Below are 13,155 nucleotides of genomic sequence, written 5' to 3' on the forward strand. Positions count from 1 at the left end.
GATACGCCTCCATACGATTATGTCACCGCGTCAGAATACGGCAAGACCACCCCGACAGATAGCCTTCCGTACCCCCGAAAACACGGCTGAGGGATGCCCACAGTCGGGGGAAGGATGGGAGGATAACCGATGAGTATTCCGATCGCTTCCCCCGAGCTCGGAATCGGCGCGCTCGGCGACGTGATAGAGACCGTCGAGGGCGCACGGCTCGCCGATGGTCCGCCGGTTAGAGCGTTCGAGGCCGCCTTTGCCGACTACTGCGGGCGCACACACGGCATCGCGACGTCGAACGGGACGACGGCGTTGCACGCGGCGCTCCGCGGCCTCGAAATCGGTCCGGGCGACACCGTCGTCACAACGCCGTTTTCGTTCGTCGCGACGGCGAACGCGATTCGCCTCTGCGGAGCCGATCCCGCCTTCGCCGATGTCGACCCGCGGACGCTGAATATCGATCCCGACGCGGTGCGCGCCGCGATCGAAGTGTGCGACGGCGACGTCGACGCGATCCTCGCAGTGCATCTGTACGGACTGCCCGCGGAAATGGACGAACTGCGAGAGATCGCCGAGGAGAACGGGATCCCGCTGATCGAGGACGCCGCGCAGGCACACGGCGCGAGTTACCGCGGCGATCCCGTCGGGTCGCTCGGAGACGTCGCGTGCTTCTCGTTTTACCCGACGAAGAACATCACGACCGGCGAGGGCGGGATAGTCGTCACCGACGACTCGGAGGTCGCCGATCGCGTGGCCCGATTCATCAACCACGGCAGGTCGGGCCGCTATGACCACGACATCGTCGGGCACAACTTTCGGCTCACGAGTATCGGAGCGGCGATCGGCAGCCAACAGCTCCGACGGCTCGACGACTTCGTCGAGATCCGCCGCCGGAACGCCGCCGCGTACGACCGGGCGCTCGCGGACCACCCGTCGGTCTCGGCACCGATCGAGCCGAGCGGGACGCATCACGCGTACCATCAGTACACGGTGCAGTGCTCGGCGCGTGCGGCGTTGCAGGAACACCTCGCCGACGCCGACGTCGACACCGGCGTCTACTATCCGACGCCGATCCACCGCCAACCCGCGTACGCGGACGTCGAGGCGGACGCTCCGGAGGCGGAACGGGCCGCCGATCGCGTGCTCTCGGTCCCGGTCCACCCCACGCTGAATCGATCCGAGGTTCGAGCGATCGCGGACGCTCTCGCGGGGTTCGAGCCGTGACGATCGACGTCGGCGTCATCGGCGTCGGAAGCATGGGCCGACACCACGCCCGGGTGTACCACGAACTGCCGGGTGCGAACCTCGTCGGCGTCGCCGACGAAGATTTGGAGACCGCCGAATCGATAGCAACCGAATACGACACCGAAGCGACGACGACGACGGCGTTGCTGAATCGGGTCGACGCGGTGTCGATTGCCGTGCCGTCGCGATACCATCACGACGTCGGACACCGAGCGATAGACGCCGGCGTCCACACCCTCGTCGAAAAGCCGATGGCCCCGACCATCGCGGAGGCGAGTTCCCTCGTCGACGCCGCGGAGGACGCCGGGGTCACGCTTCAAGTCGGACACATCGAGCGGTTCAATCCCGCGGTGATCGCCGTCCGAGAGTTCGTCGAGGATCTCGATCTCATCGCCGTCGAGGCCAGACGACTCGGTCCGCCCGTCGGCGAGAAGCGAGACGTGAGCAACGACGTCGTCTTCGATCTGATGATCCACGACATCGACGTGATCCAGTCGCTCGTCGACGGTGGGGTTCGGACGGTGACCGCGACCGGAAGTCCCGATAGGGAGTACGTGAACGCCGCAGTGCGGTTCGAGAACGACGTCGTCGGATCGCTGACTGCGAGCAGAGTGAGCCAGCGGAAGGTCCGGGAACTCACGCTTACCGCGACCGACTGCCTCGTGACGGTCGATTACAGCGACCGGGCGGTCTGGATCGACCGCCGAACGCGACCGACGTACCTCACCGACGACGGCGACCTCCGCTACCGCAGCGAACGCGTGGTCGAGCGGCCGACGGTGGACAACGGCGAACCGCTGAAAAAAGAGCTTCGCGCTTTCATCGACGCCGTCGAGAACGGGACTATTCCGGTCGTCACCGGCGAAGACGGGATCGAAGCGCTCTCGCTCGCGGCGCGGATTCGCGAGGCGATGAGATAAGGCCTGTCACCCGAGCGAGACGGTATCGCGCCGAGAAACCAACTTTTTTTCGAGTCAGGACGATCGCGACCGACTGACGGCTGCCAGTGTCGCGAGTGCCACGGCGAGGATCGCGGTGAAGACTCCAAACCCGTCGACGGCCCCCAACGTTTCCGTGGGACCGTCTGCCGTTGCACCGGAGTCGTCGCCCGCGTCGCCACCGGTCTCGTCGCCCTCGACGGTGAGCTCCGCGGACCGATCAGCGACGGAGACGTTGTAGGTTCCCGGGGCCTCGAACCGTTGTGTGAGCCTGATTCGTTCGGTTTCGCCCGGCATCACTCGGACCACCTCGACCGCCGACAGCGACCCGGAGACCGCGAGCTCCGCGCGGTACTCGCCGGGGATCGTCCCGTCGTTTCGGACCGTCGCGAGAACGACCGCGTCGTCACCGACAGCGATGCGATCGCGTTGCAGTTGCATCGCCGTGACTTCGAGATCGACCTCCGCCGGGGCGACCGACGTTGTCGTCGTTCGGTTCCCGGCTTCGATATCGACGGTCCCCGACTCCGAGACGGTCGTCGTAACCGTTCGCGTGACGTTCTCACCCGGCGAGAGAGAGACAGAGATCGTCTCCCGCTCGTCGCCGTCGACCGTGATCGGGATCTCCGTGTTACCTTCGAGGTCCCCGGTGTTGCCGACGGTGACGGTGATCTCGAAGGGACGGTCGACGACGGCGGCGGCGGCCTCGAGATCCGTCACGGTGAAGTTGGGTCCGGCAGGTTCGGGAGTGCTAGCGCCGCCACTGGAGCCGCCACCGCTCGATCCTCCCCCTCCGCCACCGCTCGAACCACCGCCGCTCGGCGCGCCGCCACCGGATCCGCCGTTACTCGGCGGACCCCCGCCCGGATCTCCGCCGGGGTCGCTGTCGTCGTTACCCCCCTCAGTCCCGTCGTTTCCGCCGCTCTCGTCGTTGCCGTCCTCTCCGTCGTTCCCGTCGTCCGTCTCCTCGTCGACCGATATCGTCGTCGAGTCAGTGGACGTCTCGTCACCTCCGGTCACAGTCAGGATCACCGTGTAGTTCCCGGACGCACCGTACGTGTGTGTAACGGCCGAGCCCTCAGCCGTCCGGTTTGCCGATTCGTTGTCGGACTCGTTCCCGTCGGAGCGCTCGGCGTCGACGAGCGTCCACTCGTAGCTGTCGATCTCGCCCGTCGAGTTGCTCGCGTCGAACGTCACCGACTCGTTGATCGTCGGTTGGGCGGGTCGCGTCTCGATCACCGCGGTCAGCGCCGGCGCGACCGACACCTCCGTCGAGGCGGTGTCCGATCGGGTCGTGCCGTCGGTGACGACGACCGAGACGGTGTAGCTTCCCGAGTCGTTGAACTGGGCCTCGAACGCGGGGTCGGACCCGTTCGCGACCGTCTCGCCGTCGACCTGCCACTCGTAAGTCAGGTTGCCCGCCGCGGCGACCGAGTCGCTGGCGTCGACAGTGACGGTGTCGCCAGCCGTCACCTCGTCCGGCGCGTCGATCGCCGCCGTCGGGCTCGGCTCTTCGACCAGCACTGTCCCGGTCGCCCCCGCGGTGTCACCGCCTGCGTCGCTGACCGTCAGGGAAACCGTGTACTCACCCGCCGAGTCGTAGCTGTGTTCGACGGTCGATTCGTTGGTCGTCGACTCGTTTCCGTCCCCGAACGACCACGCGAACGACGACACGTCACCGGTCGACTCGCCCGCATCGAACGTGACCGGCTCCCCGACGGCGACCGGATCCTCGGGCACCGAGAGCGCCGCAGAGAGGGGTTCGTTAACCGCCACTTCGGCGGTCGCCTCGCCGGTCCGGCCGATGGCGTCAGTCACGACCACCTCGACCGTCCGCTCGCCCGACGACTCGAAGGTGTACTCGAGAGTCGACCCGTTGGTCGTCGTCACCGTCTCGCCGTCGACGCGCCACTCGTACGTCGCCGGCGGTTCGTCGACGGTACTGGCGTTGGCGTCGAACAGGACCGTCTCGTCGACGGTCGCGTTGTCGGTGACGTTCAGCGCGGCCGCGGGCGCACCGCCCGCACCGACGGACACGGACGCGTTGGCCGTCCCCGTGCCGTTCGCCTCATCGACGACGGTGACCGAGACGTCGTACGTCCCCGGGCTGTTGAAGGCGTTTTCGAGCGTCGGTTCCGCAGTGGTCGAATCGGCGGTCCCGTCGCCAGTCAGATCCCAGCGGTACTCCCGTATCGGGCGCACCGACGTCGTCGCCGACGCGTCGAGCGTGACAGTGTCACCGACGCCCGTGGCCGACGGCGTCACGTCGAGCGACGCGTCGGGACCGGGACGCTCCTCACAGGAGCCGACCCAGATGTACACCGGAGCGCTGAGGCTCGATAGCTCCCGGCGCTCGAACCCGTCCTCGGTGTTGTCGATCGCCTGCCACGAGGAGATCACGCCCTGCTCCCCCTCGAATTGCCGTTCGAGCGTGGCGTCCTCGTTGAATGCCGGGTCGATTCGGATCGTCGAGCCCGGTTCCAAGCCGGTAAACGCCGCGCCGTCGTTACGGCCGTCCGACCAGACCCAATCGAGTTCACTCTCTGTACCCTCGTGGCTGAACTGATCGGTTTGGTCGTCGTAGTCGTCGTCCTCGACGGTCCATTCGCCCTCCGTCGGCAGCCCGCTCACGTCGAAGGAGGCAACGCCGCCGTCGGTTCCCGAATCGTTCGCATCGCCGGGGTACCGATCGTGAACGACGACGAGACTGAGCCCGTCGGGACCGTCGTGAAACAGGAGAATGCTCGTGTCGTTCCGCTGGTATTGGACCGTGCCGTGAGAGCTATACGGACTGGATCCGCCCGTGTAATCGTAGAATTCCGCAGCGGTCTGATCTGTCGATACGGGATCGACGACGCGACAGACGCCGTCCTGCTCGACAGCGACAGTGCCGTGCTCGTTCGCGAGCGAGACGCCGGACAGAAGCGAGACCGCGAGAACGAGCGCGAGCACACCGAAGACGAGCCAGCGTGCGCGGACCGTCCCGATACCGGACGACCGTTCCGACGAACCGTTGCTCTCGGCCCGCTGTTTCGGTCGCGTCATCGATGGGTCTCCGAATGGAACGCCTCACCGAGGCCTGTCACCGCGGTTCGAGCGCGTTTTCTCACGGGTGAGCGAGTCGCAAAACCTGATGGGCGAGTCTCGGAACGGACGGGGATCGCTGCCGACGGTCGTCGTGTAACGGTGTCTGTAAACATAGTATGATTTGCTGAACCGTCTACGGTGGGGTCGTAGGCGTACAAACGCCGTCCGGTGGGCATTGTTATATTCGGTGAAACAGCGGGTGAGGACGGTAGCGAGGGGTTTACGGGCCGTTACCGCAACCAGTCGTACGCCGCGGCGACGAGCGACCGCGGAACGGGGCTGCGAGTCAGTTCGTAGTACGGCGCGACGTCGGGCGCGAACTTCGATTTGTACTCACAGAGGCGGGGGTTGTTGGCACCGACGAGGTCGTAGCGGTCGCAACCGCGTTCGATCCCCCGTTCGATGAGGTGCCAATCGAGGAGGTCGTGTGCGGGGACCGGCGACTCGACGTCGACGACGCTCTGCCAGCGGTAGACGGTGTCGTCGTCGACGAGCACGATCGCGCCGCCGGCGAATTCGCCCGCCGCGGTACAGACGTACGCGGCCAAGTGTTCGGGGAGCGCGCGCGCCAGATCGTGGACGAAGGGAACGGTCACGCCGTAGGAGACGTCCTGTTCGGCGTGGCGTTCTTGGGCGAACTCCACCACGTGGGAGATACCGGAGCGACCGACAGTGTCGATCTGATAGCTCGTTTCGTCGGTGTTTCGGACGTTCGATCGGAGATCGCTGCTGACCGCCGAGAGAATCTCGTCGGTCGGTCGGTCCAAGTCGACGTGATACGTGTACCGGGGCGTCGCGTCGAACCCCGTCCAGAGGAACGGACGCGGGTCGTGGTACGCTACCGGTGGGCGGACGTTCACGTAGCGAGGGTTGATCTCGTCGTCGAGGTACGCGAGCGCGGCATCGACGAATCGGCGGTGGGACTTCTCGTGAGTGCGCTGTTTCGCGCCGGCCTTTCGCAGTACGACGGGGCCGAGATACGGGATCTTCCGCCCCGGTGGCGGGGAGAACGCCGCCGTGAGCGGACCCTTCCGGAGTTCGAAAATCGGCAAGAGGCCGACGGGTTCTTCTCCCTTGTAGCCGACGAGCGGGTGTAACGTCGTCCCGGTGTGGTCCGCGAAGACGTCAAGCGCCTCGCGGCGGTGAAACGGCGTGGCTCCGCCGGCGCGGTCGACGAGGCGGTTCCACGCTTCGTCGTCGTGGAGGGTGCGGACGTCGATACTCATTCTAGATATCCGATATCCGCCAGACGCGTCTCGACGTCGGCGTCGTCCGTCGCGACGGTCTCACCGCGGTAAGGCGGATACGATTCGGTTCCGGGCGGCTCGACGATCGGGAGGACCGTCCCGTCCATCCGGTCACTGACGGGAACGCCGAGCGTCGCCAGAACCGTGGGAGCGACGTCGAACAGGTGTGCGCCCTCGATGGTCTCCGACTCGACGTCCGATCCGGCGACGCCGATGATGCCGTGGCGTTTGTGTGTCCACGGTTCGCGCGGCGAGCCGAAGGTATCCTCGCGGAGCGACGCCGAGAGCGTGTGCTCGAATTCCCTCGGGACGAGTATGATATCTGGGGCCTCCTCGATGTAGGGGCCGTGAAACACCTCTTCGCGCGGGATCACACCATCAAAAACAGGCTCGCTCTCGGGCGTTTGAAGCGATTCGAACGTCTCGATGAGTTCGGCGCGGACGTCCCGATACTCGTCGGGGCTCACCGTCCCGTCGGGCTCGCGTCCTTCGAGATTGAGTCGGAGTCCGAGTTCGATTCGATCGCGGAGGTACGCCGTCGAATCCGGGAAGTCGACCGTCTCTTCGGCGGCCGCGGCGAGATCGGGCGGAACGACGCGTAACACGAGTCCGTCGAGTCGGAGTCGCCGCAGAACGGCTTCGATCCGCTGGCTGGTGATCCCAACGTTCGCCGCGGCGGCGAGGGCTCGGATGGCTAGCGAAGAGTCGTCGGGGGACGCGACCTCGCCGGTGTCACCGGTCCGGAGCCGCTCCGTCGAGATCTTCGACCACGACGGTTTCTCACCGTCGGTGGTCGTCTCGACGTACCCGCGGTCACGAAGGAGCACGTTCGGACGGACCTCATAACCCGAGCAGGGGCCGATCCCGTGATCGCTGACGATCACGACCGTCTTGGGCGGAAACGCCTTTATCGTGGCTTCGACCTCCGCGTCGATCGCGGCGTACACCCGATCTGGCGCGTCGCCGTCGGGGAACTCGTGGAAGACGGTGTCGCTCTGTTGGAACTGCACGAACGCGAACTCCGGGTCTTCCCGGTCGAGCAGGTAGCGAAACGCCTTCCCGCGCATTCCGATCAGTTCCTCGTAGCCGTCTACGCGTTCGTCTTTCGAGGCCCCCTCGCGGAGTTGCCTGTTGTAGAGTCGGTACTCGCCGATCGCGTCTCGGACCTCCTCGAGGAGCCCGGACGGGTGGCACTCGGGGTCCTCCGGCGCAATGTAGCCCGGAATCAACGCCCCCTCGAACGACGAGGGCGGATGCGTGACCGGCACGTTCACGACGACGCTCGTGAGCCCCTGTGCGGAACAGAGATCCCAGAGCGTCCGCTCTCTGACGTCCGTCGAGTTGACCACGTCCCAGTCGTAGCCGTCGAACCGAAGAAACCCGTAGACGCCGTGTTTCCCCGGGTTGACACCGGTGTAAATCGACGGCCACGCACTCGGCGTCCACGGCGGCAGTTGCGATTCGAGCGGACCGCTCGCTCCCGACGCCAAAATCGACTCGATCGTCGGCACGGTCCCGCGAGAGAGTCGGGAGAGCACGTCCCCGCTGAGCGCGTCGATCCCGATCACGAGCGTTCGGGGACCCGCTGCACCTGTCTCAGACATACGCCGGAAATCGCACACAGTTCGGCTTTGTTAGCCCCACGATACGCCCGAATCTGTCGTCGGATGCACGGATTTCGCGGTGCCTCTCGGAAGTCGACCAACGGCGAAACCGACCTCGCCGATCTGGGAGTGTCGTCGGTTGCAGGTGAGCAGTCGGAGACCGCGCGATCACGGGGAAAACGGAAAGATCGACATCGATGAAAACGATTCTGTAGGGCTGTGTACCGCGAAATTAGCTTCTCTGGTAAACCCCCGACTGCGTCGAAGTCTGGCGCTACGGCGGAACGTATCGCATAACAAAGTGCTCCAGCGGAGATGGTCCGACAGATCACCCGACGGTTGGAACACCGTCGCGGACGGACGATCTAGCGCAGTTACCACCGCTATGAGACGCAGTTACAACCTGAGTAAACCGAACCGGAGTAGAGCCACCGATCGTCGGGCATCGAGCGGCAGTCAACCGCACGCGGGCAGATGACGAAGTCGAACGACTCCCGCCCGGACGCGGTGGGAACCGACACCGGGATCGACGCCGACACCGAGATCGACGACGGCGTGCGAATCGGTGGCGACGACAGCGACGCCCCGACGGTGATCGGCGCTGGGGCGCGGATCCGCTCGGGGACGGTTATCTATCCGGACGTGCGGATCGGCGAGAACTTCACGACCGGGCACGACGCGGTCGTCCGCGAGGACACGTGGATCGGCGACGACGTGCTCGTCGGGACGAAAACCGTGATCGACGGCACCACGACGATCGGCGATCGGACGAGCCTCCAGACCGGCGTCTACGTCCCCAGCGAAACGTCGATCGGATCCGACGTGTTCGTCGGCCCACGGGCGGTGCTGACAAACGATCCCTACCCCGCTCGGACCGACGTCGAGCTGGTTGGGCCGGCGTTGAAAGACGGCGTCAGCGTCGGGGCGAACGCGACGCTGTTACCGGGGGTCACGATCGGTGAACGAGCGTTCGTCGCGGCCGGGGCAGTCGTCACCGAGGACGTTCCCCCGGAAACGCTCGCGGTCGGCGCGCCGGCGAGACACCGGCCGCTCCCCCCCGAACTCGACGGGAGGAACGAGCTCTGATGACCGGACTCTACGAGTCCGATCTCACACCGTCAGCGCAGCGAGACGCCTTGGTGAGCGGAGAGGTTCCGATTGCCGTGTACGGGCTGGGGAAGATGGGCCTGCCCGTCGCGTCGGTGCTGGCGGACGTGACGGGTTCTGTGATCGGTGCCGACGTCGACCAAGACGTCGTCGACGCCGTTCGGCACGGGGAGTGTCACGTCACGGGGGAGCCCGGGCTGCCGGAGCTCGTCGCCGAAATGGTCGCCGCGGACCGACTGCGAGCGGTGTCAGACCCCACTGAAGCCGCCGAGTCCGCGGCGGTGCACGTCATCGTCGTGCCGACGCTCTTAGACGACTCCGACGAGGTGGATTTATCCGCGCTCGGGTCGGTGCTACGCGACATCGCCGCGGGGCTCGATCCCGGCGACACCGTCTGTCTGGAATCGACGGTGCCGCCGCGGACGTGCGAGGACGTCGTCGTCCCGCGGCTGGCCGGTCGCAGCGGCCTCGACCCGGCCTCGTTCGGCGTCGCGTTCTGCCCGGAGCGGACACTCAGCGGACGCGCGCTGACGGACATCAGGGAGGCGTACCCGAAAGTCGTCGGCGGCGTCGACGACGAGAGCACTAGGGTCGCCGCGCTGCTGTACGACGAAGTGACCGAAAACGACGTCATCACGCTCCCGGACGCGACGACCGCCGAGGCGACGAAAGTGTTCAGCGGCGTCTACCGCGACGTCAACATCGCGCTGGCGAACGAGTTCGCCCGGTACGCAGACGAGCTAGCCATCGACGTCAGAGACGCCATCTCCGCCGCCAACAGTCAGCCCCACGCCAACATCCTCTCGCCGGGGCCCGGCGTCGGCGGGCACTGTATCCCGGTGTACCCACACTTCCTGCTCTCGCCGTTCGACGTCGAAAGCCCCCTCACGCGAGTCGGACGCGCGGTCAACGAGTCGATGCCCGCGTTCACGGTCGACCTCGTGCGCGACGCGCTGGCGGACGCCGGCGTCGAGACCGCGGACGCGACGGTGCTCCTCCTGGGGACGACGTACCGTCCCGGCGTGGCGGAGACGCGGAACAGCCCCGCCCTGCCGATCGCGGAGGGGCTGGCGAAGTACGGCGCGGACGTCTACAGCAGCGACCCGGTCGTCGACGGTCCCGACCAAATTGCCGCCGAACCGGTCTCACTGCGACAGGGCCTCGATCTCGATCCGGACGCGATCGTCGTCGTGACGCCGCACGAGGAGTTCACGTCGATCGATTGGGCGAACGTCGAGCCGACGGTCGTCGTCGACTGTCACGACGCCCTCGGTCTGGACGGGACCGCGCACGCCGAGTACGCTATCGGGTCCCCGAGAGCGCGGGCGACGGTAGCAGCCGAAGCGGGCGCGGCTGAAAACACGACACGCAGCGATTCGGAAGCGGTGAGTCACGGATCCGACGGGACAGATCGAACTGCGACCGTTTTCGACGGGGGAGACCTCGGTGCCGCGAGTCGGGAGGGGGGCGACCGGAGCGAGCGATGAGCCGCGTCCAGTTCGACGTCACGCATCCGGCGCACGTGCACCTGTTCAGACACGCGATCGGGGAACTCGTCGCCGACGGGAACACCGTCGCGGTCAGTTCGCGGGAGAAGGAGATCACGACCGACCTGCTCGACGCGTACGGCATCGAACACACGGTCCTCTCCGAGAAGGGAGTCCGGAAGGCGGCGCTGCTCTCCGAGTGGGTCCTCCGAGATGTGAGGACGCTGCGGTTCGCCGCCCGCTTCGATCCCGACGTGATCGTGAGCCGACTCAGCCCGACAGCGGTGCACGCCGCGGCGATGGTTGGGGCGGGGTCGGTGGCGTTTCACGACCACGAGGGGACGAACCGGTTGGCGAGTCTCCTTGCACCGTTCACCGACCGACTCTGCACGCCATCGACGTTCGAGGCTGACTTCGGCGCGTCGCACGATCGCCACGACGGCGTCCAAGAGTTGGCGTACCTCCACCCCGATCGGTTCGAACCGAACCGCGAACGGTTGCGCGAATTTGGGGTGAACCCGGACGAGCCGTACGTAGTCCTTCGGTTCGTCGAGATGGGCGCGCATCACGACGTCGGCTTATCAGGCATCTCGGCGGCCGCGAAGCGACGGCTCGTCGACGAACTATCCGCGGACGCGGCGGTGTACGTTTCCTCGGAGGGAGCGGTCCCGACGGAAACCGACGCGGAGCCGGTTCCCGTTCCGCCCGCGCTGATGCACGACCTCCTGAGCGAGGCGTCGCTCTTCGTCACCGACTCGAACACGATGGCGACCGAGGCCGGCCTCTTGGGCACGCCGACGATCAGGTCGGGCGCGTACGCGGAGACAACCGAGTTCAGTAACTTCGAGGTGCTCGCCGAGGCGGGCCTCGTCGAATCGGTCCCCGCGGAGGATCGCGCCGTCGAGCGCGCAGTAACGCTGTTCGAAGATCCGAACGCCGAGCGTCGGTGGCAGCGGCGACGGGACGACTACGTCGCCGACAAACCCGACCTCACCGACTACATCGTCGACACGACACTTTCGGTCGCGACGGACGCGCCGCGCGAGACCGACGTGAGCGCCCGGCGACACCGAGGGCTGGAGGACGAACCAGCGCGAGCGGTCCCGCGAGGAGAGGGCGATGACTGAGATCGAGTCGGCAACCGCGGCGGACGACGGTGTCAGGGAACGCGTCGAGGCCCGTCGTCGGCGACAGGTCCCCGAGGGCAAGTCGTTCGCGCTTTGTCTCACGCACGACGTCGACCGTCCGTACAAGACGTATCAGTCGATCTACTACGCGGTTAGTCAAGGGAAGCTCTCGCAACTGAAATCGCTGCTTCCGGGGCGGAATCCGTACTGGTCGTTCGATCGGATCAAAGCGATCGAGTCCGACCTCGGCGTCCGCTCCTCGTTCAACTTCCTCGACGAGCAGTCGCTCTTCACCGACCGGCCGCGGCGAGAGCTCCTCAGCCCGGAGTCGTGGATGCGCTATGCCGGGCGATACGAGCTCACCGATCCGAAGATCATCGATCTGATCCACGACCTCGACGCGGGCGGGTGGGAGATCGGGCTACACGGGTCCTACGACTCCTACCGGGACCGCGAGCGGCTTCGCGCCGAGAAACGGGGCCTCGAATCGGTGTTGGGTCGGGAAGTCTCCGGAATCAGACAGCATCACCTCAACCTCTCGGTGCCCGATACGTGGCGACACCACTCGGCGATCGGTCTCGACTACGACACGTCTCTCGGATCGTCGGTCGAGTACGGGTTCCAGCACGGCTATGGGATCGTGCGTCCCTTCGACGACTCGTTCGTCGTGTTCCCGCTGACCGCGATGGAAATCGCGTTGCCCATCGACCGCGATCCGCAGGCCGCGTGGGAGGTCGTCGAATCGCTCCTCCTCGAAGCCCGAGAGAACGGTGCGGTGATGAGCGTGCTCTGGCATCCGCGGTTCTTCTGCGAGGACACGCCGGCGTACGGCCCGCTCTACGAGCGGTTAATCGAGCGCGCGCTGGAACTCGACGCGTGGGTCGGGCCCCCCGGGGAGTTATACGAACGGCTCGATCACCCCTCGTCGACGGCGGGTCACGCGTCTCCCTCGGACTGATACGGCTCGCCGACCGCCTCGCGGGGGAGCGTGTTGTGCAGTTCCGATTCGAGGTCCTCCGCCGACTCGAACCTGTCGCTCGACGTCTCTTCGATCAGCTCGCCGAAGTTCTCCGAGCCGTCCGCCAACAGGAGCGTGACGTCTGCGAACTCGTCGGCCGCGTTCGCGCGGTCGATCGGATACTCCAGCGTTTCGAGCGCCTCTCTGACGTGGCTGAATTTCACTTCTCTGCCCATACCTTTCGTACGTCGACACGATACTTGAAGCTGCTCCGTCGGAGAGTGATTCGAGGGCGGACTCGCCCGGGGTAGTGCGGGCGAGAACGAGCTAATCACACGACTCCGTCGACGAGAGGTCGTCGTAT

General features: G+C 66.2%; 10 protein-coding genes. 6 read left to right on the forward strand and 4 right to left on the reverse strand.

Features of this window, described 5'->3' with window-relative positions:
- Window positions 1–129 precede the first annotated feature (129 nt).
- Window positions 130–1,215, forward strand: a complete 1,086-nt coding sequence (locus U5919_RS08415) for a DegT/DnrJ/EryC1/StrS family aminotransferase (protein ID WP_336023532.1) — start codon at window positions 130–132, stop codon at window positions 1,213–1,215.
- Window positions 1,212–2,156 carry a Gfo/Idh/MocA family oxidoreductase gene (locus U5919_RS08420; RefSeq protein WP_336023534.1) on the forward strand — a complete coding sequence of 315 codons (945 nt, stop codon included), beginning with the start codon at window positions 1,212–1,214 and terminating at the stop codon, window positions 2,154–2,156. Before U5919_RS08415 ends, U5919_RS08420 begins: the two co-directional genes overlap by 4 nt.
- A 54-nt stretch (window positions 2,157–2,210) precedes the next feature.
- On the opposite strand, the gene U5919_RS08425 is transcribed toward U5919_RS08420, so the two are convergent.
- The 3 genes from U5919_RS08425 to U5919_RS08435 all read right to left on the reverse strand — a co-directional run bounded on the left by U5919_RS08425 (window position 2,211) and on the right by U5919_RS08435 (window position 8,112).
- On the reverse strand, window positions 2,211–5,219 hold the full coding sequence (locus tag U5919_RS08425; protein WP_336023536.1) for a PKD domain-containing protein: 3,009 nt from the start codon (window positions 5,217–5,219) through the stop codon (window positions 2,211–2,213).
- Window positions 5,220–5,491: 272 nt separating this feature from the next.
- Entirely contained in the window at window positions 5,492–6,487 is a 996-nt protein-coding gene (locus tag U5919_RS08430; protein ID WP_336023538.1) for a GNAT family N-acetyltransferase, read from the reverse strand.
- Window positions 6,484–8,112: an alkaline phosphatase family protein gene (locus U5919_RS08435; protein ID WP_336023541.1), complete on the reverse strand. Its 1,629-nt coding sequence runs from the start codon at window positions 8,110–8,112 to the stop codon at window positions 6,484–6,486. Before U5919_RS08435 ends, U5919_RS08430 begins: the two co-directional genes overlap by 4 nt.
- 474 nt (window positions 8,113–8,586) lie before the next feature.
- Here U5919_RS08435 and U5919_RS08440 point away from each other — a divergent pair, with 474 nt between their 5' ends.
- From U5919_RS08440 to U5919_RS08455, 4 genes are read left to right on the forward strand one after another with little or no spacing between them, the layout of a single operon-like run.
- Window positions 8,587–9,198, forward strand: coding sequence for a DapH/DapD/GlmU-related protein (locus U5919_RS08440; protein ID WP_345786335.1), 612 nt, complete (start codon window positions 8,587–8,589; stop codon window positions 9,196–9,198).
- Window positions 9,198–10,706 carry a nucleotide sugar dehydrogenase gene (locus tag U5919_RS08445; RefSeq protein ID WP_336023544.1) on the forward strand — a complete coding sequence of 503 codons (1,509 nt, stop codon included), beginning with the start codon at window positions 9,198–9,200 and terminating at the stop codon, window positions 10,704–10,706. Before U5919_RS08440 ends, U5919_RS08445 begins: the two co-directional genes overlap by 1 nt.
- A complete protein-coding gene (locus U5919_RS08450) occupies window positions 10,703–11,833 on the forward strand; it encodes a DUF354 domain-containing protein (RefSeq protein ID WP_336023546.1) in 1,131 nt (376 codons plus the stop codon). The genes U5919_RS08445 and U5919_RS08450 overlap by 4 nt, the downstream gene beginning before the upstream one ends.
- Window positions 11,826–12,791 carry a polysaccharide deacetylase family protein gene (locus tag U5919_RS08455; protein ID WP_336023549.1) on the forward strand — a complete coding sequence of 322 codons (966 nt, stop codon included), beginning with the start codon at window positions 11,826–11,828 and terminating at the stop codon, window positions 12,789–12,791. The genes U5919_RS08450 and U5919_RS08455 overlap by 8 nt, the downstream gene beginning before the upstream one ends.
- Here U5919_RS08455 and U5919_RS08460 read toward each other — a convergent pair.
- Window positions 12,770–13,027, reverse strand: coding sequence for a DUF5789 family protein (locus U5919_RS08460; RefSeq protein ID WP_336023551.1), 258 nt, complete (start codon window positions 13,025–13,027; stop codon window positions 12,770–12,772). The genes U5919_RS08455 and U5919_RS08460 overlap by 22 nt on opposite strands.
- Window positions 13,028–13,155: the final 128 nt, after the last annotated feature.

The sequence above is a fragment of the Halobellus sp. LT62 genome (genome assembly GCF_037031285.1).
GTDB classification, from domain to species: Archaea; Halobacteriota; Halobacteria; order Halobacteriales; family Haloferacaceae; genus Haloquadratum; species Haloquadratum salinisoli.